Source organism: Duganella aquatilis, assembly GCF_009674565.1.
Taxonomy (GTDB): Bacteria; Pseudomonadota; Gammaproteobacteria; order Burkholderiales; family Burkholderiaceae_D; genus Rugamonas; species Rugamonas aquatilis.
Genome location: NZ_WKJL01000040.1, coordinates 1 through 26,233 on the forward strand (window position 1 = coordinate 1; position 26,233 = coordinate 26,233).

Consider the following 26,233-nt stretch of genomic DNA (forward strand, 5'->3'; position numbering starts at 1 on the left):
GTTCTGCCAATCGCACACGGGCGCTACCGTAGCAGCTGCTACGGTAGCGCCCGTGTGCGATTGGCAGAACTGACCCCGGTTTTGGTTGGCCTTGCCTTTTTCTATTTCATGGTCTAATCTACAATAGTTTAGCTCGACTATAGAGGAAGGCTGTGGCGTCACTTTCGTCCATCAACGCACTGCAAGCATCGGTTGTACAGGCTGAAAGGCAGGTACAGCGGGATCAGGTGCGCGTGAGCGAGGACGCGGACCGGCTGGACGCCAGCCGCGATCAGCTGGACAAGGACAAGCAAACGCTGGCGGCCAACCAGCGCGACAGCAACCAGGCCGCGCAGTCGGCACAAAAACCGCTGCCCACCGTCAATCTGACCCGCGCCATTGAAAATCCGCCGCGCTCGGAACAGCAGCTGCCGGCGGATCTGGTCGCGCCCAAGCCTCAGGTCAATACGCTGGGGCAGACTATCGGCAAGTTCATCAATATCACCGCCTGATCAGGCGCGTGCTTCCGCTGCGGCGGCTTCCTGCTGCGCCAGCGGCTCCCACCATTTGGTTTCCGCATGCGGCTGGAGGATGTCCAGCGGCAGACCGATTTCCGGCGTGGCGATCGGCAGGCGGCGCTCTTCGGCCAGCTGGGTGATGCGGTCGAACGGATCGTGCCACGCGTGCAGCGACAGGTCGAAGGTGCCGTTGTGAATCGGCAGCAGCACCTTGCCCTGCAAATCGATGTGCGCCTGCAAGGATTCCTCCGGCTGCATGTGCACGTCCGGCCACTGCGGGTCGTAGGCGCCGGTTTCCACCATGGTCAGGTCGAACGGGCCGTAGCGGCGGCCGATTTCCTTGAAGCCGTCGAAATAGCCGCTATCGCCGCTGAAAAAGATCCGGACATCGCGGTCCTCGATCACAAACGAAGCCCACAAGGTCTTGTTGCGGTCGCCCAGGCCGCGGCCGGAGAAATGTTGCGCCGGCGTCGCCACCAGCTTGATGCCGGCCACGAAAGTGCTCTGCCACCAGCTCAACTGCTGCACCTTCTTGGCCGGGATACCCCATGAAATCAGGCGGTCGCCCACGCCCAGCGTGGTGATGAAATGCTCGGTCTTGGCGGCCAGCTTTTTCACCGCCGCATAATCCAGGTGATCGTAATGGTCGTGCGACAGGATCACGCCCTTGATCGGCGGCAAGTCGTCGATACTGATCGGCGGCTTGTGGAAACGCTGCGGCCCGGCCCACTGCACCGGCGACGCGCGCTCGGAAAAGACCGGATCGGTCAGCCAGAAATTGCCATTGAGCTTGAGCAGTACCGTCGAGTGGCCGAGACGGAACAGGCTGCGATCCGGAGCATCCATTAACTGCTGCTGCGTGATCGCGTGAACGGGAATCGGGAGCGTGGGCACCGTGTCTTTCGGCTTGTCGAAAGCGAAGCGCAGCATGATGCCCAGCGACTTGAAGACGCCCATCTTGTGCATCTTGACCGGATTGCGGAAACGGCCGTCGCGCGAACGCGGCACGGTCGGTACAGACAAAGTGTCCAAGCTATCTACGGCAGATGGAAAAGTCATGATGGTACTCCTGCGATTTAAAATGTACACTACACAGTGTAGTTACTATTTTTGGAAAAGTAAACTAGCCGGTGTAAAATAAAGCCATGAACGCGCCCCTCAAACTTACCGACCGCAAGCGCCAGGCCATTGTCGAAGCGGCCATTGCCGAATTCCGCTCGACCGGCTTCGAATCGACCAGCATGGACAAGATCGCGGCCACGGCCGGGGTGTCCAAGCGCACCGTCTACAACCACTTCCCCAGTAAAGACGAACTGTTCGCGCAAATATTGCATGAATTGTGGACCAGTATTGCCGCCATGCCGCCGCCGCCCTACGACCCGGCCGCGCCGCTGCGCGTGCAATTACTGGACTTGCTGGGCAAAAAGATGGAAATGCTGCAGGACGGCTATTTCCTCGACCTGGCGCGGGTCGCCATCGCCGAAGCCATCCACTCGCCCGAGCGGGCCCAGGAAATGGTGGCGCGGCTGAGCGTGAAGGAAGAAGCCGTCACCGCCTGGCTGCGCGCCGCGCAGGCCGACGGCAAGCTGACCAAAGCCGATCCGGTATTGGCCTCGCAGATGCTGCAAGGGAATCTGAAGACGTTCGCCTTCTGGCCGCAGGTGACGCTGAACCAGCCGCCGCTGGATGCGGAAACCCAGCGCAAGGTGGTCGACGCCACCGTCGACATGTTCCTGGCTTACGCGAACGCGACCGAGTAAATCGGCGGCAGATGGGTGGAAATCGTCTGCCACTGCCCGCCGCCATCCTCCGACACCCAGGCGCCGCCGGTGGTCGATCCCATCAGCAGTATCTGCCCGTCATCGCTGACCGCCAGTCCGTGCCGATACACCAGGTCATAGCAATGCTCGTGCGGCAGCCCGCCGCGCCAGGCGGTGAAGTGCCGGCCACCGTCGTTGGTGCGCGTGACCGCCAGCGATCCGTGCGGCGGAATCCGCCGGCTGTCCGCCTCGGCCGGCGCAAACCACGCCGTCTCGCCATCCCGCGGATGCACGGCGGTGGCAAAGCCGAAGTTCGACACCGGCGCCGCCGGCTTCACCTCGGTCCACAGCGCGCCGTTGTCGACGCTGCGCCAGATGCCGTTGTGATGCTGGCACCACAGCTTGTCCGGCTCGCCCGCGCAGCGCACGATGCGGTGCGGATCCTGGACCGCTTCCGCTTCCGCCAGTTCCGGCGGCATGTAGCTGGCCACCATGCCCCTGGCCCGCAGCGACCAGCTGGCGCCGCCATCCTCGGTCAGCCAGGCGCCACCGCACGACACGCCCACCAGCACCGCGTTGCTGTCGCGCGGATCGACGCAGATGCTGTGGATGCCCGGCACATCGTAGCCGCCGCCCATCCACTGCGCGCGCTCCGGCACGTTCCACAAGCCTTCCACCAGCCGCCAGCTGTCGCCGCGATCGTCCGAGCGGAACAGGCCGCCCGGCAGCGTGCCGGCCCACAGCACGCCCGGCTGGTCCGGCCCGCCGGTCGCCAGCGACCAGATCATCCTCACTTTCCACGCGACCGGGTCGGCGCTGTCGGCCGGCTTTTCCGGAAAGGCCGGCGCCGCCACTTCGACCCACTCGTGGCTGCCGGCGTCGCGCCGGTGCAGCTTGGCGCCGAAGTGGCCCAGGTGCAGCGCCGCGTACAGCGTGCCGTCGCGCCGGTCCGGCAGGATCATCGACACCGGATCGCCGAGAAAATGCTGCTGCTCCAGCCGCCACGCCTCGTGCGTGCGGAACACTTCGAACAGTCCCTTGCGGGTGGCGATATAAGCACGGTCGGACATGGTCAGCCTCCTGAGAGAGCTTGCAATATGTAGACTTGGGAATGCGGCGAGAGTTCGTCATCGAGCCGGCGGGGGTCGCGCGCGCGGCGGCCATCGATAAAGATGACGACGTTCTCGCGCAGATGGCCCTGCTCGTCGAGCACGTAGCCGCGCAGGCGCGGGTGAGCGCCAAAGCACACGTCCAGGGCGGTGCGAAGATCGGCCGCCTTGGTCTCCACCTGCGGCACGGTCATGAAGCGCCCTAATTGTTGTGTGAAGATGAGCTGCGCCATGCGCACTGATTCTATGCCGATTGGCGCTAAAATGAAATCGCCACCACTATTGGAGTCCTGCATGTCGATTACGCCGCAACAACTGGAACTGCTGATGCAGGAAGTGGAAAAGGAAGACCCGATCGATTTCGCCGACCTGCCCTTCGAGGAAGAGGATCTGCGCGGACTGATCGCCAACCACCTGTGCGAGATGGCCGACGCGATGGAAAGCTTCAGCGACGAGGACAAGCACCTGACGCTGCTGGCCGTGGCGGCCAAGCTGGTGCTGGAAAACATGGTGCTCAACATCCAGCTGCTGCGCCGCCACGGCGTGCCGCTCAGCGACACCACGGAGGCGCTGTTGCAGCGCCTCCGCAAGGGTTAGGCCGCGCGAGGGAAGTCGATCTCGGTCACATTCACGCGGTTGAACAGGTTGGTGAAGGTGATGGCGGTGATCGCCAGCAGCGTATCGACGATCTGCGCATCGCTGTAGCCGGCTTCCTTGACGGCGATGACCACATTGGCAGGCACGTCGCCGCTGGTGGTGACCACGCTGTGGACGAAGGTCGCCAGCGCGTCCAGGCGCGCATCGCCGCTGGCCTGGCCGTGGCGCACGCCCTGGATGGCGTCAGCGCTCAGGCCGGCCTTGCCGCCCATCAGCGTGTGCGCGGCCAGGCAGTAGTCACATTGCGCATCCTGGCTGACGGCCAGTTTGACCACTTCGATTTCCTTCGCGCTCAAGCTGCTTTTGCGCAGCGCGCCATCCAGGTTCAGCACGGCTTCCAATGCGACCGGGCTGTTGCTGCCGATGGCCGCATACGCGTTCGGCACCTTGCCGATGGCGCCCTTGATGGCGGTGAACAGTTGGGCAGCGTGGCCGGTGGCTTCCGAGACAGGTTGGGTGAACAAGCGGGACATGATGTTTCCTTTCAAAGTCGGTTGGTATGGGAAACAGTTTAGGCCGCTTGCTTGCGATGATGAATACCCGAAATACTCTATAATTTGCTCAATCGTCTCACGCTGACATTATGGATCCACTTAGCCACCTGCTCTCCCTCTACCCCGTGCGCACCGCGCTGGACATCCGCTGCCGCTTCGGCGCACCCTGGGTGCTGGACCACCAGGGCACGCCGCGCGGCGTCGCCCCCTATCACCTGATCGTCCACGGCGAAGCGCAAGTCAACGGCCAGATGCTGCAAACCGGCGACATCATCGTCTTCCCGCATGGCGACGCGCACCAGCTGCACATCGGCGATCCGGCCCAGGCCTCGCCGATGCACGGCACGCCCGGCCTGCTGCGCTTCGAAACCAACGACGGCGCAGGCCCGCAAACCGACATCCTGTGCGGCGAGTTCCGTTTCGACGCCGACGGCAGCGCCGGCCTGCTGGCCGCCCTGCCGCCGGTGCTGGTGGTGCACACCGCCGGCCGCCCCGATGCGCAAAGCCTGCGCCACCTGCTGCGCATGCTGCAGGAAGAAGCGGAAACACCGCGCGGCGGCTCGGCCGCCATCATCCGCCAGCTGGCGTCGGCGCTGTTCGCACTGCTGATCCGCACCTGGCTGGAACAGGCGCTGACGGTGCCCGGCCTGTTCGGCGTGCTGGCCGAACGGCGCCTGCAAGCCGCCATCAACGGCATGCTGACCGCGCCGGAAAAACCGTGGACGCTGGAAGATCTGGCCGAGGCCAGCCACATGTCGCGCGCCACCTTCGCGCGCCTGTTCAAGCAGGCCGCCAACGCCACGCCGGCCGACGTGCTGGCCCAGCTGCGCATGGCGCGCGCCGCCCGCCTGCTGGACGACGGCCAGCCCGCCGGCGCCGTCGGCGAAGCGGTCGGCTACCAGTCGGAAGCGGCGTTCAACCGCGCCTTCAAGCGTCAGTACGGGGTGGGACCGGGAGCTTACCGGCGGCGGGCGCCTGAATAGTCAGATCGGTTTCGGCGATGGCGACGCAGGGCAGGATGTAGCCCTCGCGCTTTTCGTCCAGGCTCAGGCCCGGCCAGTCGATCTTGTAGCGCACCGTGCCGCTGGTCGACAGGCAGATGCAGGTGCGGCAGGTGCCGTTGCGGCATGAACTGGGCAGGCGGATGCCGGCGCGCTCGGCCGCTTGCAGCACCGTCTCCGGCGCTTCCGCATCAAACCGCCATCCCTGCCCTGCCAGCGTTACCGTGTGCCCCATGCCTGCTGTCCATGTCGCCTGTCGAAGGCGACATCATATCAAGCCTGCAGTTGCAGCGGCGGCTTGCTGCCGGCCGGGGGCCGCGATGGCTGTCCGCCGGGTGCGCGGCGCGCGCTTGTCGCCGCCTGCTGCAGCTTGAACACCGCCATCGCCTGCGACACGCAGCGCGCCTGCTGCGCCAGGTTGCCGGCGGCAGCGGCAGCCTGCTCCACCAGCGCCGCGTTCTGCTGCGTGATGTCGTCGATCTTGATCACCGCTTCGTTGACCTGGCCGATGCCGCTGCTCTGCTCGCGCGTGGAATCGGAAATCTCGCCCATCACCTTGGACACGCGCGCCACCGATTCGATCACCTCGCTCATGGTGGCGCCGGCGCTGTTGGTCAGCGCGGTGCCGGCCTGCACTTTCTGGATCGAGGTATCGATCAGCGCCTTGATCTCCTTGGCGGCCGTGGCCGAACGCTGCGCCAGTCCGCGCACCTCGCTGGCGACAACCGCAAAGCCGCGCCCCTGTTCGCCGGCGCGCGCGGCTTCCACCGCCGCATTCAAGGCCAGGATGTTGGTCTGGAAGGCGATGCCGTCGATCAGGCCGATGATGTCGAGGATCTTGTTGGACGAGGCGCTGATGTCGCCCATCGTCGTCACCACCTGCGACACGATGCTGCCGCCCTGCGTCGCCACTTCGCGCGCACGCTCGGCCAGCTGGTTGGCGCTGGCGACGTTGGTGGCGCTCTGCTGCACGGTGGCGGTCAGCTGCTCCATGCTGGACGCGGTCTGCTGCAGGCTGGACGCCTGCGATTCGGTGCGGCCCGACAAATCCATATTGCCATCGGCGATTTCGTCGGTGGACACGGTGATCTGATCGAAGTTGGCGCGCACGTCGCCGATGATGCTGTGCAGGTTGATGTTGGTCTGCCGCAGCGCCGCCAGCAACTGGCCCACTTCATCGTCGCGCTGGATGTCGATCGACGCGGTCAGGTCGCCGCCCGCCATCATGCGCGCCGCCCGGGTGGCCTGCCGCAACGGCAGCGCCACGTTCACATACAGGTTGCGGCCGAAGGCCAGCATGCCGGCCATCGCCACCACGGCGGCCCAGCCGAGCCAGCCGTGCGCCCTGGCGACGGTGGCGTCGTCCATCACCAGCAAGGCCAGCGCCAGCGCCGCCAGCACGCCGACCAGCAGGGTGGTGGCCGCCGCGATCTGCGCCGGCAGCGATGCGCTGGTCATGGCTTTCAGGCGCGCGAAGACGCCGGTCGATACCGCGCGTCCCTTGACGATGCGCAGGTGACGCGGATTGCCGGCCTTGATTTCGCGGTACAGCGCATCGGCCTCGCGCACCTGCTCGCGCGACGGCTTGGTGCGCACCGACAGATAGCCGACCGGCTTGCCGTTCTCGATCACCGGCGTGACGTTGGCCAGCACCCAGTAGAAATCGCCGTTCTTGCAGCGGTTCTTCACCAGCCCGGTCCACGGCATGCCATCCTTGATGGTGTGCCACATGTCGGCAAACGCTTCGACCGGCATGTCCGGATGGCGCACCAGGTTCTGCGGCGCGCCCAGCAACTCCTCTTCCGTGAAGCCGCTCACCTCGATGAAGTACGGATTAGCGTAGTTGATGTTGCCCTGCAAATCAGTACTGGAGACGATGGTCTTGCCATCGTCCATGATGTATTCGTTTTGCGTAACCGGGCTGTTGACTCGCATGACCGCTCCTCAGATGGGATTTCAGGTCAAGAATAAGAGCATTTGCCGGCTGGGAAAATCACCAATTGTCGCATTGCGTACAATTTCTTTATGTGCTACAACAGCCAGCTAGTCCGGCTTGAAGTTCTGCCCCAGGGACATCGGCTTGTTCAACAAAATGGTCTGCGGATTGCGGCAGATAATCACTAGCACCACGATAGTGGCGACATACGGCAGCATCGACAAAAACTCCGACGGTATCGCCAGCCCCATGCCCTGGCCGTGGAACTGCAGCACCGTCACGCCGCCGAACAGGTAGGCGCCCACCAGTACGCCGCGCGGCTTCCACGTCGCGAACACTACCTGCGCCAGCGCGATCCAGCCGCGTCCCGCCGTCATGCCTTCCACCCACATCGGCGTCAGCGCCAGCGACAGGTAGGCGCCGCCCAGACCGGCCAGCGCGCCCCCGAACAGCACCGTGCCGTAACGCAGGCCGATGACGTTGAAGCCGATGGCGTGCGCGCTGTGCGGCGACTCGCCCACCGCGCGGATGACCAGGCCCAGCCGCGTGCGCGCCAGCACCCAGCCGATCGCCAGCACCAGCGCCACCGACGCATAGGTCATCGCGTCGAAGCGGAACAGCAGCGGCCCGACAAACGGCAGCTCCGACAGCACCGGAAAATGCAGGTTGGGCATGCGCTCCACGGTCTGCCCGACAAAGCCCTGGCCGATGAAGGCGGAGGCGCCGATGCCGAACAGGGTCAGCGCCAGTCCGGTGGCCACCTGGTTGGTTTGCAGCGTCAACACCAGGAAGCCGAAGATCAGCGACATCAGCATGCCCGCCGCCGCCGCGGCCAGCAGGCCGGCCGTCATGCTGCCGGTGCTCAGCGTGACGCCGAAGCCGACCACCGCGCCGACCAGCATCATGCCCTCCATGCCGAGATTGAGCACGCCGGAACGCTCGGTCACCAGTTCGCCCATCGACGCCACCACCAGCGGCGTGGCCGCGCCGGCGGTGCTGGCGAGGAAGGCGATCAACAATTCAGTGGTCATCATGCTGCAACTCCTGCCGCGCGCTTGTGCGGCTTGATGCGATAGTGGATGAACAGGTCCGCCGCCAGCAGATAAAACAGCAGCAGCCCCTGGAAGATGCCGGTGATGGCGGACGGCGCCTGCAACTCGATCTGCGCCGTCTCGCCGCCGATGTACAGCAGCGACATCAGCAACGCCGACAGCACCACGCCCAGCGGATGCAAACGCCCCACGTACGCGACGATGATGGCGGCGAAGCCATAGCCCGGCGACACCGACGGCTGCAACTGCCCCAGCGGCCCCGCCACTTCGCCGACGCCGGCGATGCCGGCCAGCGCGCCGCTGACCATGAACGCCAGCCAGACGTTGCGCGGCTCGCTGAAACCGGCGTACAGCGCGGCGGCAGGCGCCATGCCGCTGACCTGCATGCGATAGCCGGCAAAGGTATGCTGGCAGAAGAACCACGCCGCGCCGGCAGCCAGCAGCGACAGGATGAACGCCGCATTCACGCGCAAGCCTTCCACCAGCAGCGGCAGGGTGGCCGACTCGCTGAACATCTTCGACTGCGGGAAGTTGAAGCCGGCCGGATCGCGCATCGGCCCGTGCACCAGGTAGCTCAGCAAGTGATACGCCACGTACACCAGCATCAGGCTGACGAGAATCTCGCTGGTGTTGAAGCGCGTGCGCAGCAGCGCCGGAATCGCCGCCCACAGCATGCCGCCCAGCGCACCGGCCAGCAGCATCAGCGGCAGCACCCACCACGCCTGCACTTCATCGAAGTACAGCGCCACGGCGCCGGCGGCAATCGCGCCGATGGTCAGCTGGCCGTCGGCGCCGATGTTGTTGACGTTGGCGCGGAAACCGATCGCCAGGCCCACGCCGCACAGGATCAGCGGCGTCGCCTTCAGCAGCAGCTCGCCCACGCCGTACAGGGTGGTCCACGGTTTGACGAAGTACACGTAGAACGCATGCAGCGGCTCCTGGCCGATGAAGAAGAACAGCAGCGAGCCGGTGAACAGCATGGCCGCCGCCGCGATCAGCGGCGACGCCAGCATCATGCGGCGCGATGGTTCGGGACGTCGTTCAAGCCTGGACATAATCTGGAGCTCCCTGGTAATCGAAATCGCCGCTCATCCAGACGCCGATTTCATTGATGCTGGTGGTGGCAGCCGGCACCGCGCGCGACAGGCGGCCATCGGCCAGCACGGCGATGCGGTCGCTCATCATGAACAATTCGTCCAGCTCCTCGGACAGCACCAGCACCGCCACGCCCTGGTCGCGCATGTCGATGATGGCCTGGCGTATCAGCATGGCGGCGCCGACGTCGACGCCCCACGTGGGCTGGGCGAAGATCATCACCTTCGGTCCGAGCATGATCTCGCGGCCGACGACGAACTTTTGCAGATTGCCGCCCGACAGGCTGGCCGCCGCCGACTGGTCGCCGCCGCACTTCACCTTGAAGCGCGTGATGACCCGGTGTGCAAACAGGCGCACCGTGGCGCGCTGGATCAGGCCTTTCTTGACCATGCCGGTCTTCGCGGCCGGCACGTAGCCGGTCAGCAGCGCGTTATCCGCCAGCGACAGCTCGGGCGCCGCGCCGCGTCCCAGCCGTTCTTCCGGCACGAAGCCGAGGCCCAGCTGGCGGCGCTGCGCCGCGTTCAGCGCGCCCACGTCCTGCTGGCCGAGACGGATGGTGCCTTCGCGCAGATGCAGCGTGCGTTCGCCGGAGATGGCCTTCAGCAGCTCCTGCTGGCCGTTGCCGGAAATGCCGGCGATGCCGACGATCTCGCCGCTGCGCAGCGACAGGCTGATGTCCTTCAGCCGCGTGCCGAAGGGATCGGCGCTTTGCACATTCAAATGGTCCAGCGTCAGCAGCACTTCGCCAGGCTCGCGCGGCGTATTGACGCACACCGGCAGCTCGCGGCCGATCATCAGTTCCGCCAGCGACTTCGCGCTTTCCTCCTTCGGCAGCGCGGTGCCGGACACGCGTCCGGCGCGTAGCACCGTGGCCTTGTCGCACAGCGACTGGATTTCATCGAGCTTGTGGCTGATGTACAGGATGCTGACGCCTTCCGCCGCCAGCCGCCGCAGCGACTCGAACAGTTTGAGCACCGCATCCGGCGTCAGCACCGAGGTCGGCTCGTCCATGATCAGCAGCTTGGGCGATTGCAGCAGGCAGCGCACGATTTCCACCCGCTGCCGCTCGCCGACCGACATGCTGTGCACCAGCCGCTGCGGATCGAGCGGCAGGCCGTATTGTTCCGACACCTGCTTGATGCGCGGCGCCAGCGCCGCCGGCGACACCTTGTCGTCCAGCGCCAGGGCGATGTTCTCGGCCACCGTCAGCGTCTCGAACAGGGCGAAGTGCTGGAACACCATGCCGATGCCCAGCTTGCGCGCATCGTGCGGCGAATGGATGTGCACCTGGCGGCCCTCCCACATGATCTGGCCGTCGTCCGGTTTGACCACGCCGTAGATGATCTTCATCAGCGTGCTCTTGCCAGCGCCGTTCTCGCCCAGCACGGCGTGGATCTCGCCGGGCATCACGGTCAGGTTCACGTCGGCGTTGGCCACCACCGAGGGATAAATCTTGGAGATGCCGAGCATCTGCAAGCGCGGTTCAGTCATCGGCGCGTTCCCTTCATCGTATACAAATCAGATGCTGCAACAGACGCAATTAGCGTGCCACGCGCGCCGTGCGGCATCTGCGCTATTTTGGCGGCGCCCTGCACCAAAGAGGGATGCCACGCAACCCAAAAGCGTGCACAGCGTGTGCACAACTTTGTATACGACTTAGCACGCTTCCTGCTTTATAACGGATAGCATCACTGACATGGGAGCCTTCAATGCCTGACAAGCGCAAAGCCGATCAAGCTGTCGTCAAGCGCGGTACCACCGCCATCGACATGCGCATTTACAAAGCGGTAGTCAATGCCGTCATGAGTCACCGTCTGCCACCCGGAACCCACCTGGGCGAGGCGGATTTCTGCGAGCTGTATGACGTCAGCCGCACCACCGTGCGCAAGGCGCTGCAACGCCTGGCGCACGATCACATCATCGAGCTGCGGCCCAATCGCGGCGCGGTGATCGCCTCGCCCACGCCGCAGGAGGCGCGCGACATCTTCGCTGCGCGCCGTGCCGTGGAGCGCGAGATCGTGCCGCTGGTGATACAGCACGCCACGCCGGAGTCGCTGAAGCAGATCCGCGCAGCCCTTGCGGCGGAAGACGCCGCGCGCCGCAGCGGCGACCGCGCCGGCTGGATACGGCTGGGCGGCGAGTTCCATCTGCTGCTGGCGCAGCTGGCCGGCAACCACGTGCTGCAGCGCTTCATGGCGGAGCTGGTGTCGCGCTGTTCGCTGATCATCGCCCTCTATGAAACACCGGGCAGCGCCATGTGCGAGAACGATGAACACCAGGATCTGGCCACGCTGATCGAGCAGGGAAAAGTGAAGGAAGCCACGCACCTGATCGAACATCACCTGCTGGAAATCGAAGCGCGCCTGCGCCTGGCGGAGCAGGACAAGAAAGTTAATCTAGCCGAAGCGTTGTCAGGTTTTTAAATAGTTGGCCCGCTTATTGCTAAAGAGGTGGACGAGATTGAATCCAACATTAAAACTAATTGGATACAAAAAAAGTGCTTTCAAACCTCACCAACCGGAGTTCAACAATGCCAAATCTCGTCCGCCTCACCGCCGCCATCGCCCTGCTCTTCGCTTGCACCGCGCAAGCCGCAGACTGGACCGACACCTCGCTCAGCTATCGTTACGGTACCAAGTTCGCCGAGCCGTACAACGACAACGACATCACCAAGAACATCGTCAACCTGAGCAGCGTATCGGGTTACAAGTACGGCAAAAACTTCTTCAGCGTCGACCTTCTGATGTCGTCCGAGCTCGATCCGTCGGCGGCCGGTTCCAACAGCGGCGCGCACGAAGCCTACGTGGTGTATCGCCACACGCTGGACTTCGGCAAGATCTTCAACAAGAGCTATGCCTTCGGTCCGGTGCGCGGCGTCGGCGCCACCGCCGGCTTTGACTACAACAGCAAAACCGACGCCGGCTACAACTCCAAGAAACGCATGGTCGTCGCCGGTCCGACGCTGATGATGGACGTGCCGGGCTTCCTCGACATCAGCCTGCTCGCGCTGTGGGAATCCAACGCGCCGTACAACACCTTCACCAACCAGGCCACGCCGCGCTACGCGTACAAGACCCACGCCATGCTGACCGGCGCCTGGGGCATTCCGTTCAACGTCGGCATTCCGCTGTCGTTCGAAGGCTACGCCAACTTCATCACCGGCAAGGGCACCAATGAATTCGGCGGCGGCACCGCGCCGGAAACCAACATCGACATGCAGATCATGTACGACATCAGCGAAACGCTCGGCACGCCGAAGAACACCTTCAAGATCGGCGTCGAGTACCAGTACTGGAAAAACAAATTCGGCAACCCGGATCGCACCGTTCCAGGCGCCACGGCCAAAACGCCGATGGTGCGCGCGGAATACCACTTCTAACTTCGCTTCTTACTTATTACACGCAAAGGAAACCGTATGATGAATCGTCGCAAAGTACTGGCCGCCCTGGCTGTCGCCACCGCCTTCGCCGCCGCACCATCGTTTGCAGCAGACCCGCTGAAAATCGGCTTCGTCTACGTCGGCCCTGTCGGCGACGCCGGCTGGACCTACGCGCACGACCAGGCCCGCCTGGCGATGGAAAAGGAACTCGGCGCCGCGGTCAAGACCACCTACGTGGAAAACGTGCCGGAAGGCGCGGACGCCGAACGCGTGATCCGCAAGCTGGTCGCCGAAGGCAACAAGCTGATTTTCACCACCTCCTTCGGCTACATGAACCCGACCGAGAAAGTCGCCAAGTCCACGCCGGGTGTGGTGTTCCTGCACGCCACCGGCTTCAAGACCGCCAAGAACATGGGCATCTACGAATCGCGCCTGTATGAAGGCGCTTACCTGGATGGCATCCTGGCCGGCAAGATGAGCAAGTCGAACACGCTGGGCTTCATCGCGTCCTTCCCGGTGCCTGAGGTGATCCGCAACATCAACGCCTTCACGCTCGGCGCGCAAAGCGTGAACCCGAAAATCAAGACCAAGGTCATTTGGGTGAACTCGTGGTACGACCCGGCGAAGGAACGCCAGGCCGCCGAAACCCTGGTGGCGCAAGGCGCCGATGTGATGGCGCAGAACACCGACTCGCCGGCCACGCTGCAAGTGGCGCAGGAAAAAGGCGTGTACGCCTTCGGCTGGGATTCGGACATGTCCAAGTTCGCGCCGAAAGCGCACCTGACCGCCGCCACCAACGACTGGTCCGGCTACTACATCGACACCGCCAAAGCCGTCATGGCCGGCACCTGGAAATCCGGCGCCTACCACGGCGGTCTGAAGGAGGGCATGGTCAAGATGTCGAAGATTAATGCCGTGGTGCCTGCCGATGCGGTGAAGGCGTTTGAAGAGAAGAAGGCCGCGCTGACCGCCGGCACCTTCGCGCCATTCACCGGCCCGATCAAGGACCAATCGGGCGCCATCAAGTACGCCGCCGGCGTCAAGGCGCCCGAGAAGGATTTGATGGGCATGAACTTCTACGTGCAAGGCGTGGAAGGCACCATTCCGAAGTGAGCATGGACCCGGTCCTGCTGAACGACTGGCATCCGGTCGCGCTCTCCAACCGGATCGAAGCCGGCGCCATGCTGGCCGCCGATCTGCTGGAGACGCGCGTGGTGCTGTGGCGCGACAGCGGCGGCGTGCTGCACGCATGGGAAGACCGCTGTCCGCATCGCGGCACGCAGCTTTCCATGGGCACGCTGCATGACGACACGCTGACCTGCCCTTACCACGGCTGGAGCTTCGGCAAGGAAGGCCGCTGCACGCGCATCCCGGCGCTGCCTGACGCGCCGTTGAAGGCGCAGGTGGCGGTGTACCACGTGCGGGAGCAGTATGGACTGGTGTGGGTGTGCCTCGGCACGCCCGCGCATGCGGGGCCGCCGGCGTTTCCCGAATTCGCCGACGACCAGCTGCGCAAGGTCTGGTGCGGTCCTTACGAGGTGCACAGCAGCGGTCCGCGCATCGTCGAGAACTTCCTCGACATGGCGCACTTCGCGTTTGTGCATGAAGGCATATTGGGCGACAAACAGCAGACCGTCATCCCCGACTACACCGTCGAAACGTTCGACGATCCCGAATACGGCAGCGGCGTGTGGGCCAGGCAGTGCTACGCCTTCCAGCCGCAGGCCAGCAAGGCCGCCACCGGCGGCAGCGACATCGAATACACCTACCGCGTGGTGCGGCCGCTGACGGCCATCCTCACCAAGCATCCGCCGGGCAGCATCCGCGAAGCGATCGCGCTGCTGCTGCAGCCGCTGACCGAAACCACCACCCGCGTGTGGATCGTCATGGCGCTGAACGACTTCACTTCCAGCGACGACGCGCTGCGCGCCTTCCAGGACACCATCTTCCTGCAGGACCAGCCGATTCTGGAAAGCCAGCATCCGGCGCGTTTGCCGCTGACGCCGGGCGCCGAAGTGTCGGTGGCGTGCGACCGCATGTCGCTGGCCTATCGCGGTTATCTCAAGCAGCAGAATTTGCATTACGGAGTGTTACGATGAACCCACAAGACGACGCCTTCCTGACCCGCGTGCTGGCCCTGGCGCAGCGCTCGCGCGACGAAGGCCATCACCCGTTCGCCGCCATGGTGGTGGCGGCCGACGGCACGGTAATCTCGGAAGCGATGAACGCTTCCAGCAGCGACCGCACCGCGCACGCCGAGATGAATGCGCTGCGCCTGGCCTCGCAGCGTTACAGTCCGGCCGAACTGGCTGGCGCCACGCTGTACGCCAACGCCGAGCCATGCGCCATGTGCAGCGGCGGCACCTACTGGAGCGGCGTGGGCCGTGTGGTGTACGCGATGTCGGAAGCCAGCCTGCTGGAACTGACCGGCAGCGATCCCGAAAACCCGACCTTGTCGCTGCCGTGCCGCACCGTGTTCGCGGCCGGCCAGCGCCCGACCGAGGTCATCGGACCGGTGCGCGAAGACGAAGCGCGGCTGGCGCACGCGAATTTCTGGCAAAAGTAGCAAAGTTCCGCGATTAAGTGATGTTTCCGGGCGACACGAGGTGTAAGTAGCGATGAAACTGGATTGATTAATTCGCGCAATCGGATCACAGTAGCTCCCTAGCCATGCATCATTGAAGATGCGGGGAGACAACCATGAAGCTTTTGCAATTCGCCCTCTTGACCGCTGCGGGACTCGCGGCCGCATCGTACGCCAGCGCACAGGCGCCGCAGCCGGACGCGCCGTCCGCCATGCGGGCGGGAGAGCCGTATCTGCCGCCGGCGCTGCGCAAGCCCTTGCGCGAAGCCTCGAATGGCACGGCGCTGCTGCGCTATCAGCCGATGCAGAAGCTGAAACAACGCTTTGAAGCCGCCGACCTGGATGGCAGCGGCACGCTGAGCCGCGACGAGGCACGCCGCGCGGGCTTGACCGTGGTGGATAAAAACTTCGACCATATCGATACCGCGCAACGCGGTGCGGTCAGCTTCGACGACCTCAAGGCCTACCTGATTCAACGCCGTGAAGAGGCGAATTCCCGTTAATCGCGTTAGTACCCCCAAACGAAAGGGTCAGACCCCGTACGGGGTCTGACCCTGGCCGCAGCGGTGTGCGGGTTGCGCAGGTGCCGCAAGCTCTACTGCGGACGCGCACGGCAGCGGTGCAAGCTAACGCTACCCCATTTTGCCGGGTTACTGGGGTGGGGCGTCGCGGCGCGGCAACGTCAGACTGAAAACCGACCCCTCGCCCGGCTTGCTTTCCAGCGTCAGGCTGCCTTCGTGCACTTCGGCCAGCTGGCGCGAGATGTACAGGCCCAGCCCCAGGCCCGCCGGCGCATCGCTGCCGACGCCACGCTCATACGGCTCAAAAATCTTGGCCTGGTTTTCCGGCGCGATGCCGGGACCGCAATCGCGCACATCGATGCGTGCCCAGTCCTGCTCCACCGTCAGCGTCACGCTGATCGGCTGCTGGCAACCGTAGCGCATGGCGTTGGTCAGCAGATTCACCACGATCTGCTCGATGCGGAACTCGTCCCACCAGCCGCTCACCGGCGTGCCCGCCTCCAGCGTCAGGGTGGCGCCGGCGGTGGTGGCCTGCGGCGTCAGATCATGCACCACGCGCCGCAGCAGGCCCGACAACTCCACCCAGCCGGGCCGCAGCGACAGCTTGCCGCTGCGGATGCGCGACACATCCAGCATGTCGTCGATCAGGCGGATGATGCTCTGGATCTGGCGGTCGTCGCGCGCCACCATGCGCTGCAACTGCTCGGCGCCGAAGGCCGCCATATTGCCGCGCTCCAGCTGCATCTTGCGCAACTGGGTTTCCAGATACAGCGTGTTGAGCGGCGTGCGCATCTCGTGCGACACCATCGACATGAATTCATCGCGCATCACCAGCGCGCGCTCCAGCTGCGCCTGCGTCGCCGCCTGCTGCTGGCGCGCCGCCTCCAGCGCCTCGACCTGGCGCCGCATCGCTTCGCGCGCCTCGTACAGCGCCACGAACACCTGCACCTTGCCCTTCACCGCGCGCGGATCGAGCGGCTTGTACAGCACGTCCACCGCGCCCGCTTCGTAGCCCTTGAACGAGTAATTCAGTTCCTTGCCCGCCGCCGTCACGAACACGATCGGAATCTGCCGCGTCTTCTCGGTGCCGCGCATCAGCTCGGCCAGCTCGAAGCCGTCCATGCCCGGCATCTGCACGTCGAGAATGGCCATCGCGAAGTCATGCTGCAGCAGCAGCGCCAGCGCTTCCTCGCCGGACCCGGCCTGGAAGATCTCGCGCCCCTCGCCGCGAATGACGGCGTTCAACGCTTGCAGGTTCTCCGGCAGATCGTCAACGATCAGCAGCTTGGTGGGGGATGCGTCTTGCATTACTTATTCTCCAGCATCATCAACAGGGTGTGTATCTCAGCCAACGGCAAAATCAGGTCCGGCGCGTGCAGGCGGATGGCTTCCTTCGGCATGGTCGGCACTTCGGCCTCGTGCGGGTCTTGCACCACGGTCAGGCCGCCGGCCGCGCTGATCGCCGCCAGCCCGGCCGCGCCGTCGTGGTTGGCGCCGGTGAGCAGGATGCCGACCAGGCCGGCGCCATAGGCGTCGGCCGCCGACGTCATCAAATAATCGATCGCCGGCCGCGCAAAATGCAGCGGCGCCTCGCAACTCAGGGAGAAGCAACGGTCCTGTTCCACCGACAGATGGTAGCCCGAACCGGCGAAATACAGCGTACCGGACGCCACCTCTTCCTTGTCGCGCGCCTCGCGCACAGGCAAGCTCATGCGTTGCTGGAAGACGCCGGCCAGGTGGCTCTGGCGCCCGTCCGGTATGTGCAGCACCGCCACCACCGCGCAACCGTAATCGGCCGGCAGTCCCGGCAGCAGGTGCAGCAGCGCGCCGACGCCGCCGGCCGAGGCGCCAATCACCACCGCCTCCACCGAACGCCCGGCCAATGCTTTCTGGATAGTGGAAGTGTCCATGATCAACGTTTGCGGAACAGCCGTTCGCGCTTCATCACCGGCTCGAAACTCGGTCCGTAGGCGGAGAAGTCGATGCTCTCCTTGCTGCCCAGGCCGAGGAAGCCGCGATGGCACAGCGACTCGTGGAACAGGCCGAAGGCGCGTTCCTGCAGGCGCTTCTTAAAATAAATCATCACGTTGCGGCAGCTGATCAGATTGGTCTCTGCAAACACCGAGTCGGTCGCCAGGCTGTGGTCGGCGAAGGTGACGTTTTCGCACAGCGACTTGTCGAACAGCGCGGCGTTGTAGGCCGCCGTGTAGTAATCGGAAAAACTGCGGGTGCCGCCGGCCTGCTGGTAGTTCTGCGTGTACTCGCGCATCGCGTCCAGCGGGAACATGCCCTGGCGCGCCTTTTCCAGCGACTGCGGATTGATGTCGGTGGCGTAAATCATGCTGCGCTCCAGCAAGCCTTCTTCCTTGAGCAGGATGGCCATCGAATACACTTCCTCTCCGGTGCTGCAGCCGGCGATCCAGATCTTCAGCGACGGATAGGTGCGCAGCACCGGCACCACATGCTCGCGCAGCGCGGCAAAGTAGGTCGGATCGCGGAACATCGAGGTGACCGGTATCGTCAGGTATTGCAGCAGCTGGCTGAACGCGGCCGGCTCGTGGATGACGCGCGCCTGCAGCGCCGAGATGCTGTCGCAATCCATTTCCTTCAGCGCGTGCAGCACGCGGCGCTTTTGCGAGGCGCCGGTGTAGTCGCGGAAGTCGTAGCTGTATTTCAGGTAGATGGCCTCCACCAGCATTTTCAGCTCGATATCGGTGTCGCTATGGTGCATAGGTTAACCTTTGCATGGTCAGCTCCGCTCACCGTTCGGCATCCACACCCGCAGCAGCGAGTACAGGCGCGACAGGTCGATCGGCTTGGCCAGGTAATCGCTGGCGCCGGCGGCCAGGCATTGCTCCTGGTCGTCCTTCATGGCCTTGGCGGTAATGGCGATCACCGGCAGGCGGGCGAAGCGCGGATCGTCGCGCAGGCGGCGCGTGGCTTCCAGGCCGTCCATGCCCGGCATCATCACGTCCATCAGCACCAGGTCGATGTCCGGCACGGTGTCGAGTTTCTCCAGCGCCTCGAAGCCGTTGCGGCCCACTTCCACCAATGCGCCTTTCTGTTCCAGCGCGCTGGTCAGCGCGAAGATGTTGCGCACGTCGTCGTCCACCAGCAGGATGCGGCGGCCTTCGAACACGCGGTCGCGCGAGCGCACCGTCTTCAGCATGCGCTGGCGTTCGCTCGACAGGTCGGCTTCCACCTTGTGCAGGAACAGCGTCACTTCATCCAGCAGGCGCTCCGGCGAACGGGCGCCCTTGATGATGATCGAGCGCGAATACTTGTGCAGGTCGGCCTCTTCGGCGCGCGACAGATTGCGGCCGGTGTAGACGATCACCGGCGGGAACGCCGCCAGCGATTCGCCCGCCATGCGTTGCAGCAGTTCGTTGCCCTGCATGTCAGGCAGCTTGAGGTCGATGATCATGCAGTCGTAGACGGTGGTGCGCAGCAGCGCCAGCGCTTCCTCGCCGCTGCCGACCGCGACGATTTCGACGTCGTTGTCCGAGATCAGCTGGACCACGCTGTCGCGCTGACGGTCGTCGTCTTCCACCAGCAGCACGCGCTTGATTTTCTGCGTCAGCTTGGTTTCGATGCGGCGGAACACTTCCATCAGCTGCTCGCGCGTGGTCGGCTTCAGCGCGAAGCCGATCGCGCCCAGGTGCAGCGCGGCTTCGCCGTTCTCGGTGCCGGACACCACGTGGACCGGAATGTGGCGGGTCTGGGCGTCGTCCTTCAGCAATTGCAGCACCGACAAGCCAGAACGGTCCGGCAGGCGGATGTCGAGCAGCACCGCGTCCGGCTTGAATTCGCGTGCCAGCGCCAGCCCCTCGTCGGCGTCGAAGGCGACCAGGCACTGGTATTGTTTTTCGTGCGCCAGGTCGTACAGGATGCGGGCGAACGGCGCGTCATCCTCCACCACCAGCACCAGGCGGCCGCGCGGCGTGCCGGCTTCGGCCACCAGGTCGCGGTCGTCGTCGAAGGCGCGCGGCAGCGATGGCGCCGGTGCGGGCGCCGGGACCGGCGTGGCCACCTGCGGCGCCAGCTCAAAGCCGGTGTCCACCAGCGCCGGACTGGTCGAGCTGCCGGCACGCGGGCCGGGCTCCGGCGAGGTCCAGGCAATCGGCAGCGTCAGCGTGAAGCAGCTGCCCTTGCCCGGTTCGCTGACCAGGCTGATGGCGCCGCCCAGCAACTGCGCCAGGTCGCGCGAGATCGACAGCCCCAGTCCGGTGCCGCCGTACTTGCGGCTGGTGGTGCCGTCGGCCTGCTGGAAGGCGTTGAAGATGGCCTGCTGGTCTTCGGCGCGGATGCCGATGCCGGTGTCCTGCACCGAGAACGCCACCGCGCCGTTGGCGGCCGGCTGCACCGACAAGGTGATCTGGCCGCTGCTGGTGAACTTGAGCGCGTTCGACAGCAGGTTTTTCAGGATCTGTTCCATGCGCTGGCGGTCGCTGACCATGTGCTCGGCCACGCCCTCGGCCACTTGCAACTGGAACGCCAGCTTTTTCTGCTGCGCCAGCGGCTCGAACACCATCGCCATGCCTTCCGCCACGTGGCGGATCGACAGGTTTTCCGGCACCAGGTCCAGCTTGCCGGCTTCGACCTTGGAGATGTCGAGGATGTCGTTGATCAGGTTCAGCAGGTCGTTGCCGGCCGAGTAAATCGTGTTGGCGAAGCGCACCTGCTCGTCGTTCAGGTTGCCGAGCGCGTTTTCCGACAGCAGCTTGGCCAGGATCAGCGAGCTGTTGAGCGGCGTGCGCAGCTCGTGCGACATATTCGCCAGGAATTGCGATTTGTACTGGCTGGCGCGCTCCAGGTCGCGGGCGCGTTCTTCCAGGTCCAGCTGGGCTTTTTGCAGTTCGGCATTCTTCTGGTCCAGCGCCACGCCCTGCTCGTTGAGCTGTTCGTTGGTCTGTTCCAGTTCGGCTTTCTGGTTTTCCAGGCTGGCCTGCGATTCTTCCAGCACGCGCGACTGTTCTTCCAGTTCCTCGTTGGCGGTGCGCAGTTCTTCCTGCTGCACTTGCAGTTCTTCGTTGAGCTGCTGGGTTTCAGCCAGCACTTCCTGCAGGCGCTGGCGCGACAGGCTGGCTTCGATGGCGCTGCCGATATTGCCCTTCACCAGCGTCAGCAGATCGACATCGCGCGCGGTGATCGGACGCAGCAGGCCCAGTTCCAGCACGCCGTTGATTTCGCCGTCGCTGTCGACCGGCGCCAGCAGCACGCTGGCCGGTTCGCCCGAACCCAGGCCGGAACTGAATTGCAGATAGCCGGCCGGCACCTGGTCGAGGCGGATCACGCGGCGTTCCAGCGCGGCTTGCGCCACCAGGCTTTCGGCCGGTTTCAGCTGCTGGTCGCGCTGCTCCCATTCGGCGCTCAGGCCGTAGGAGGCGATGCGGCGGAAGCTGCCGTCGGCGCCGCGCTGGTACAGCGCGCCAACCACCACGCCCATATAGCTGGCCAGGAAATGCAGCAGCGCCGCCGACAGCTGCGGCAGCGCGAACTGGCCGATGCCCTGTTGCGCCAGCTCGCTCTGGCCGGTGCGCAGCCAGGCTTGCTGTTGCAGCAGTTGGGCATGCTCGGCGTGTTCGTCCAGCGCCTTGGTGTAGACGCGCGACAGGCCGGTCAACTCGCGGCGGCCAAACCAGGCCAGGATGCCGCCGACGCCCAGCGTCAGGGTCAGATAGATCACCGCCACCCAGGTGGTGACGGAGCGCGCCTCGTCGTTGCGGTCCTGGCGCATGCGCACTTCGGCGGCGACAAAGGTGTCCAGCAGGCGGCGGATTTCGTCGAACTGCGTTTTGCCGCGGCCGGTCTTGACCGGGCCGGTGACGTCGCCGTTGGCGCCGCGCAGGCGTATCATTTCCTTGGCGTACTCATCCCATTGCTGCTGCTGGTATTGAATGGTGCGCAGGCGGTCGACCTGGACCGGGTTGTCTTCCACCAGTTTCATCAGGCTGGTCATATTCGACGCGACCCGGGGCTTGGACAGGACGTAGGGTTGCAGGAAGGACTCGTCGCCGGCCAGCAGATAGCCGCGCAGGCCGGTTTCCATGTCGACCATCTCCTTGCCGATCTGGTTGGCGTTGCCGATCACGCGTTCGCTGTGCTCGACCCAGTTCATGGTGGTGATCAAATAGGCGAGCAGCACGATGAACACGCCGGCACTGACGACGCCAGCCGCCAGCGGCAGCGTGACATTGCGAACAAGGATACGACGGAACCCGCGGTCGTCCAGCATGGAAGAATTTGGCATGGTCTGGGCCAGAATAGCTTGAGAAGCGAAGAGTTTATCTCAAACACAAGCTTTTCCAGACCACATTTCAATTGTGCGTGAGGGAAATAACATATCCTCTCATGCAAACCTATTCTACAAACTGTTCGCCGTTCCAATCGGGAATTGCAAGATTTCCGCCAAAGCAACTTTCTACGACTTCACTTTCACGCAGAAAACCAACCGTCCAAGCGTAGTCATTTTCACGGACTGGCATCAATTCCTTCAATATCGCAGCAATACGCGGCATCTCCGCGTCCAGCTCCGCGTTCGTCAAATTGTCGGCAGCGACAGAAATGAAAAGCAGCTGGAAATCATCTTGTATCTCGTACCTGAACAAGTGACTGGAAATCCCCGTTTCGTTGGAAAGGCGTTTTAAAGCGGTGTCCGCCAGTTCATCAGTGATCAACATTTTTCGCCCTCCCGTATACTTATAAACATCCCATCGCTTTTGCCTTGGCTCGCAATTTTTCAAGCCCTCGCTTCATGGAGCGAATCATATCGATGTGTCCCAAATAAGTCCCTTTGCCCGCCATCCTGCCGCCAGGATTGGATGAATAGGCGCGATGGAAAAGATCATAGCGGTCTTCCGCGAGTTGTGCCTCGCGCTTTTTTAGTTGTGCCTCCAGATCGCAAATTTTTCTTAATATCTGCTCGCATGAACTCATGCAGAAACCTTAATCACGTGTTGGGTACCTCCACAGACTAAGGTTTCCGCTGTTGCCACTGCTTGAGCTGGATCGCTAAGCGGCTTGTTTCTGCTCGCCGTCCGCCCAGATGACGCCGTCGGCGCGGATGGTGGTGCGGTTGAGGATGCGGCGCGTCTGCGGCGTGATCGGCGTTGCCTTGTGAGCGACGTGCAGGTTGTCCGCCACCACCACGTCACCCGGCAGCCAGTGGTGGCGGTAGGTGGCGCCGTCGCGCGAGTAGTGGCGGTCCACCGCCTCCATCAGCGCGCGCGAATGGTCGGGGCTGTAGCCCAGCACGCCCGCCGTCAGGCCGATGTTCAGGTACAGCGCCGGCACCTCCGTTTTCGGATGGCGCAGCACCAGCGGATGCACCACGCCATTGCGGTGCGCCGTGGTCAGGCCGGCAAACTCCTGCTGTATCTCCGGCTGCAACTCGGCATACGCCCGCTGCAGGTCGGTGAACAGCGTGTCGCCGCCCTCCGCCGACTGCACTTCCGAATACCAGAAGCTGATCGGCGTCGGATCTTCGCGGAACGAACCGTCCGAATGCCAGTAGCGGCCGACTTCGACATGGCCATCCTCCGGCCGGCTGGCGACGCGGAAGATCTCCGGCCAGCCGTTCAACTGCCCGCGCATGGTGGGGAAAGTCTCCAGGCTGCCGAACAGCTTGCTGGCGGCGATCTGCTCCGGCGGCGTGAACGACTGGCCGCGTATCACCAGCATGCCATATTGCAGCAGCGCGGCGCGCAGCTGCTCAGCCGTGCCGTCATCGGCCTCGCGCATATCGAAACCGTCGATTTCAGCGCCAAAACCGACAGGGAGCGGGGTGATATTCATACAACCTCCAAAGCAATTTAAGTATGAAATCACTATAATCCCGCCGCGTTCTGCTGATAATATGGGCAAATTCGCACACACCTTTGCGTAAGGCGCAAAACATGGACAGATTTGCCGAATTAAAAGCGTTTTGCCTGGTGGCCAGCAACGGCGGCTTTTCCGCCGCCGCGCGCCAGCTTGGCGTGGCCACGTCATCGGTGACGCGGCTGGTGGACGCGCTGGAACAGCGCATCGGCGCGCCGCTGCTGAACCGCTCGACGCGCAGCATCACCCTCACCGACAGCGGCCGCGGCTATTTCGACCACGCCACGCAAATCCTCGCCTCGCTGGATGAAGCCGACGACGCCGCCTCCGGCCGCGATGCGGAACCGGCCGGCGTGCTGCGCATCGCCGCCCCGGTCACGCTGGCGATCCGCTACATCGCCCCGCTGCTGCCGGAACTGGCGCGCCGCTACCCGAAGCTGGAACTGGACATGCGCCTTAGCGATGCGCTGACCAATATGGTCGATGAAGCGATCGACGTCGCCATCCGCATCGGCAACCCGGAGCAGCAGCCCAACCTGATCGCGCGCAAGCTGGCCGGCCACCAGCGCCACATCGTCGCCAGCCCGACCTACCTGGCCGCCCACGGCGCGCCGCAGACGCCGGACGAACTGGGGCAGCACAACTGCCTGTTGTTCGCCTACGGCGCCAGCCGTTCAAGCTGGCGGCTGCGCAACAGCGACCTGGCCACGGAAGTGGAAGTGCGCGGCAACCTGCACGTCAATAATTCGGAAATGCTGCGCCACGCCGCGCTGGGCGGTCTCGGCCTGGCACTGCTGCCGGGCTGGTTGATACGGGAAGACCTGGAGGCGGGAGCGCTGGTACCCGTATTGAACGAGTACCAGGCCAATCCAGGCGAAATGGATGTGGGCATCTACGCGGTGTACCCGGCCAACCGGCGCGGCGCATCGAAGATACGCGTATTCACCGATATGTTGGCCGGGTCGCTGGCCGACACCTAGTGCTGCGCTTCGGCGCCGATCTGCTTGCGGATCTTCGCCACCTGGCCGGCATCCGCGGCGGACGCCTGGTTGCCCCAGCTCTGGCGCACGAAGGTCACCAGCTGCGCCGCTTCGTCATCCGACAGACGCCAGGCAAAGCCCGGCATGCCCAGCGCCGATGGCGCACCCTTGGTGGAAGGCAGCGAACTGCCCGCCAGCACCAGGCGGATCAACGAAGTCGGATCGTCCGACAACACGCTCGGATTGCCCGCCAGCGCCGGGAACACCTTGGCGTTGGAGGTCGCGTCCGAACGGTGACAGGCCGCGCAGTTATCCAGATACAGCTGGGCGCCGCGCGTGTCGTCGTGCCCCGCCTTCAAGGCCTTGGCCGTGACATCGCTGACCGCATAGCGCGCCTTCTCATCCGGCCCCGGCGTCAGGGACTTCAGGTAGACGGCGATGGCTTTCAGATCTTCCGGCGACATCTCCTGCGTGCTGTGCGCGACCACATCGGCCATCGGCGTGCCGATCACCGCCGAATGCGCGTTGCGTGCCTTGCTCAGCGTATCGATGATGTCCTGCTCGGTCCAACGGCCCAAACCACCAGCCGGATTGCTGCGCAGGTTCACCGCCAGCCAGCCGTCGATGACCGGACCGCCGGACAGGTAGGCCGGATTCGACTCGTCCTGCGCCAGCTCCTGCATGGTCGAGGCGCGCGGCGTGTGGCAGGCGCCGCAATGGCCCAGGCCCTGCACCAGGTAGGCGCCGCGCGCCAGCGCGTCGCTCTGGTACTTGCTCAGCACCAGCGGTTCAACGGCCGGCGCATACGTCTTGCGCCAGATCGCCAGCGGCCAGTTGATCGACAGCGGCCAGGCGATGTCATGCCCCAGGTTGGGCTTCGACACCGGCTGCACGCCATGCATGAAATACGCATACAGCGCGCGCATGTCGTCGTCGGTCACCTTGGCGTAGGACGGATACGGCATCGCCGGATACAGCGTGTCGCCCGACGGCGCGATACCGTGACGCACGGCGCGGTCGAAGTCGTTCAGGCTGTAGTTGCCGATGCCGGTCGCCTTGTCCGGCGTGATGTTGGAGCTGTGGATGGCCCCGATCGGCGTCGCCATCGACAGCCCGCCCGCGAACGGCTGGCCTTTCGGCGCCGTGTGGCAGGCCACGCAGTCGGCGGCGACGGCCAGGTAGCGGCCCTTCTCGATCAGTTGTGCGCTCGGCGTGGCCAGGTTCTCCGCGCCCGGTCCGATGTCCCTGGTAACCGTGGCTTGCCTGGCGTAGGCGAATGCACCCACCACGCCCACCACCGCTACCGCCGCGACGACCGCGATTCCTTTTTTAACATTGCTCATGTCGTCG

The 26,233-nt window shown here is 64.4% G+C and carries 28 protein-coding genes; 11 read left to right on the forward strand and 17 right to left on the reverse strand.

The window, feature by feature from the left end:
* Positions 1–233 precede the first annotated feature (233 nt).
* A complete protein-coding gene (locus GJ698_RS28755) occupies positions 234–491 on the forward strand; it encodes a hypothetical protein (RefSeq protein ID WP_371865469.1) in 258 nt (85 codons plus the stop codon).
* Here the strand turns inward: GJ698_RS28755 and GJ698_RS28760 are convergent, their stop codons facing one another.
* The gene (locus tag GJ698_RS28760) at positions 492–1,556 is read right to left on the reverse strand and encodes an MBL fold metallo-hydrolase (protein WP_154361284.1); all 1,065 of its coding nucleotides are present in this window, start codon (positions 1,554–1,556) and stop codon (positions 492–494) included.
* Positions 1,557–1,642: 86 nt separating this feature from the next.
* On the opposite strand from GJ698_RS28760, the gene GJ698_RS28765 reads away from it, so the two are divergent.
* Positions 1,643–2,257, forward strand: a complete 615-nt coding sequence (locus tag GJ698_RS28765; protein WP_154361285.1) for a TetR/AcrR family transcriptional regulator — start codon at positions 1,643–1,645, stop codon at positions 2,255–2,257.
* Here the strand turns inward: GJ698_RS28765 and GJ698_RS28770 are convergent.
* Positions 2,236–3,327, reverse strand: coding sequence for a WD40/YVTN/BNR-like repeat-containing protein (locus GJ698_RS28770; RefSeq protein WP_154361286.1), 1,092 nt, complete (start codon positions 3,325–3,327; stop codon positions 2,236–2,238). The two genes, GJ698_RS28765 and GJ698_RS28770, sit on opposite strands and share 22 nt — an antisense overlap.
* Positions 3,328–3,329: 2 nt before the next feature.
* Positions 3,330–3,599, reverse strand: a complete 270-nt coding sequence (locus GJ698_RS28775) for a MoaD/ThiS family protein (protein WP_154361287.1) — start codon at positions 3,597–3,599, stop codon at positions 3,330–3,332.
* Positions 3,600–3,660: 61 nt separating this feature from the next.
* Between GJ698_RS28775 and GJ698_RS28780 the strand changes: the two genes are divergently transcribed.
* Complete coding sequence (locus tag GJ698_RS28780) at positions 3,661–3,963, forward strand: hypothetical protein (RefSeq protein WP_154361288.1); 303 nt, start codon at positions 3,661–3,663, stop codon at positions 3,961–3,963.
* Here GJ698_RS28780 and GJ698_RS28785 read toward each other — a convergent pair.
* Entirely contained in the window at positions 3,960–4,496 is a 537-nt protein-coding gene (locus tag GJ698_RS28785; RefSeq protein ID WP_154361289.1) for a carboxymuconolactone decarboxylase family protein, read from the reverse strand. The two genes, GJ698_RS28780 and GJ698_RS28785, sit on opposite strands and share 4 nt — an antisense overlap.
* A 110-nt stretch (positions 4,497–4,606) precedes the next feature.
* On the opposite strand from GJ698_RS28785, the gene GJ698_RS28790 reads away from it, so the two are divergent.
* Positions 4,607–5,500, forward strand: a complete 894-nt coding sequence (locus GJ698_RS28790; protein WP_154361290.1) for an AraC family transcriptional regulator — start codon at positions 4,607–4,609, stop codon at positions 5,498–5,500.
* Here the strand turns inward: GJ698_RS28790 and GJ698_RS28795 are convergent.
* The 5 genes from GJ698_RS28795 to GJ698_RS28815 form a co-directional block, all read right to left on the reverse strand.
* A complete protein-coding gene (locus tag GJ698_RS28795; protein WP_154361291.1) occupies positions 5,445–5,753 on the reverse strand; it encodes a 2Fe-2S iron-sulfur cluster-binding protein in 309 nt (102 codons plus the stop codon). The genes GJ698_RS28790 and GJ698_RS28795 overlap by 56 nt on opposite strands.
* A gap of 38 nt (positions 5,754–5,791) precedes the next feature.
* Entirely contained in the window at positions 5,792–7,453 is a 1,662-nt protein-coding gene (locus tag GJ698_RS28800) for a methyl-accepting chemotaxis protein (RefSeq protein WP_154361292.1), read from the reverse strand.
* A gap of 108 nt (positions 7,454–7,561) precedes the next feature.
* Positions 7,562–8,488, reverse strand: a complete 927-nt coding sequence (locus GJ698_RS28805; RefSeq protein WP_154361293.1) for an ABC transporter permease — start codon at positions 8,486–8,488, stop codon at positions 7,562–7,564.
* On the reverse strand, positions 8,485–9,561 hold the full coding sequence (locus GJ698_RS28810) for an ABC transporter permease (protein ID WP_166454962.1): 1,077 nt from the start codon (positions 9,559–9,561) through the stop codon (positions 8,485–8,487). The genes GJ698_RS28805 and GJ698_RS28810 overlap by 4 nt, the downstream gene beginning before the upstream one ends.
* Positions 9,548–11,092 carry an ABC transporter ATP-binding protein gene (locus GJ698_RS28815; protein ID WP_154361294.1) on the reverse strand — a complete coding sequence of 515 codons (1,545 nt, stop codon included), beginning with the start codon at positions 11,090–11,092 and terminating at the stop codon, positions 9,548–9,550. The genes GJ698_RS28810 and GJ698_RS28815 overlap by 14 nt, the downstream gene beginning before the upstream one ends.
* Positions 11,093–11,310: 218 nt before the next feature.
* Between GJ698_RS28815 and GJ698_RS28820 the strand changes: the two genes are divergently transcribed.
* The 6 genes from GJ698_RS28820 (at position 11,311) to GJ698_RS28845 (ending at position 16,067) form a co-directional block, all read left to right on the forward strand.
* Positions 11,311–12,024 carry a GntR family transcriptional regulator gene (locus tag GJ698_RS28820; RefSeq protein ID WP_154361295.1) on the forward strand — a complete coding sequence of 238 codons (714 nt, stop codon included), beginning with the start codon at positions 11,311–11,313 and terminating at the stop codon, positions 12,022–12,024.
* Positions 12,025–12,131: 107 nt separating this feature from the next.
* Positions 12,132–12,980 (forward strand): outer envelope protein, encoded by an 849-nt coding sequence (locus GJ698_RS28825; RefSeq protein ID WP_154361296.1) that lies wholly within the window; start codon positions 12,132–12,134, stop codon positions 12,978–12,980.
* Between the two features lie 36 nt (positions 12,981–13,016).
* Complete coding sequence (locus GJ698_RS28830; RefSeq protein ID WP_154361297.1) at positions 13,017–14,093, forward strand: BMP family ABC transporter substrate-binding protein; 1,077 nt, start codon at positions 13,017–13,019, stop codon at positions 14,091–14,093.
* Between the two features lie 2 nt (positions 14,094–14,095).
* Positions 14,096–15,079: an aromatic ring-hydroxylating dioxygenase subunit alpha gene (locus tag GJ698_RS28835; protein ID WP_154361298.1), complete on the forward strand. Its 984-nt coding sequence runs from the start codon at positions 14,096–14,098 to the stop codon at positions 15,077–15,079.
* The gene (locus GJ698_RS28840) at positions 15,076–15,546 is read left to right on the forward strand and encodes a nucleoside deaminase (RefSeq protein ID WP_154361299.1); all 471 of its coding nucleotides are present in this window, start codon (positions 15,076–15,078) and stop codon (positions 15,544–15,546) included. Before GJ698_RS28835 ends, GJ698_RS28840 begins: the two co-directional genes overlap by 4 nt.
* A gap of 134 nt (positions 15,547–15,680) precedes the next feature.
* Positions 15,681–16,067 (forward strand): EF-hand domain-containing protein, encoded by a 387-nt coding sequence (locus tag GJ698_RS28845; RefSeq protein WP_154361300.1) that lies wholly within the window; start codon positions 15,681–15,683, stop codon positions 16,065–16,067.
* 147 nt (positions 16,068–16,214) lie between these two features.
* Here the strand turns inward: GJ698_RS28845 and GJ698_RS28850 are convergent, their stop codons facing one another.
* The 7 genes from GJ698_RS28850 to GJ698_RS28880 form a co-directional block, all read right to left on the reverse strand.
* A complete protein-coding gene (locus tag GJ698_RS28850) occupies positions 16,215–17,393 on the reverse strand; it encodes a hybrid sensor histidine kinase/response regulator (RefSeq protein WP_154361301.1) in 1,179 nt (392 codons plus the stop codon).
* Positions 17,393–17,995: a chemotaxis protein CheB gene (locus GJ698_RS28855; protein WP_154361302.1), complete on the reverse strand. Its 603-nt coding sequence runs from the start codon at positions 17,993–17,995 to the stop codon at positions 17,393–17,395. Before GJ698_RS28855 ends, GJ698_RS28850 begins: the two co-directional genes overlap by 1 nt.
* Positions 17,996–17,997: 2 nt before the next feature.
* Positions 17,998–18,816: a CheR family methyltransferase gene (locus tag GJ698_RS28860; RefSeq protein ID WP_154361303.1), complete on the reverse strand. Its 819-nt coding sequence runs from the start codon at positions 18,814–18,816 to the stop codon at positions 17,998–18,000.
* An 18-nt stretch (positions 18,817–18,834) separates the two neighbouring features.
* On the reverse strand, positions 18,835–22,335 hold the full coding sequence (locus GJ698_RS28865) for a response regulator (protein ID WP_154361304.1): 3,501 nt from the start codon (positions 22,333–22,335) through the stop codon (positions 18,835–18,837).
* A gap of 109 nt (positions 22,336–22,444) precedes the next feature.
* Complete coding sequence (locus GJ698_RS28870; protein WP_154361305.1) at positions 22,445–22,765, reverse strand: hypothetical protein; 321 nt, start codon at positions 22,763–22,765, stop codon at positions 22,445–22,447.
* A 19-nt stretch (positions 22,766–22,784) separates the two neighbouring features.
* A complete protein-coding gene (locus tag GJ698_RS28875) occupies positions 22,785–23,021 on the reverse strand; it encodes a hypothetical protein (protein ID WP_154361306.1) in 237 nt (78 codons plus the stop codon).
* Between the two features lie 75 nt (positions 23,022–23,096).
* Positions 23,097–23,879 carry a TauD/TfdA dioxygenase family protein gene (locus tag GJ698_RS28880; protein WP_166454963.1) on the reverse strand — a complete coding sequence of 261 codons (783 nt, stop codon included), beginning with the start codon at positions 23,877–23,879 and terminating at the stop codon, positions 23,097–23,099.
* A gap of 101 nt (positions 23,880–23,980) precedes the next feature.
* Here GJ698_RS28880 and GJ698_RS28885 point away from each other — a divergent pair, with 101 nt between their 5' ends.
* The gene (locus tag GJ698_RS28885; protein WP_154361308.1) at positions 23,981–24,883 is read left to right on the forward strand and encodes a LysR family transcriptional regulator; all 903 of its coding nucleotides are present in this window, start codon (positions 23,981–23,983) and stop codon (positions 24,881–24,883) included.
* On the opposite strand, the gene GJ698_RS28890 is transcribed toward GJ698_RS28885, so the two are convergent.
* Positions 24,880–26,226, reverse strand: a complete 1,347-nt coding sequence (locus tag GJ698_RS28890; RefSeq protein WP_154361309.1) for a cytochrome c — start codon at positions 26,224–26,226, stop codon at positions 24,880–24,882. The two genes, GJ698_RS28885 and GJ698_RS28890, sit on opposite strands and share 4 nt — an antisense overlap.
* Positions 26,227–26,233 lie beyond the last annotated feature (7 nt).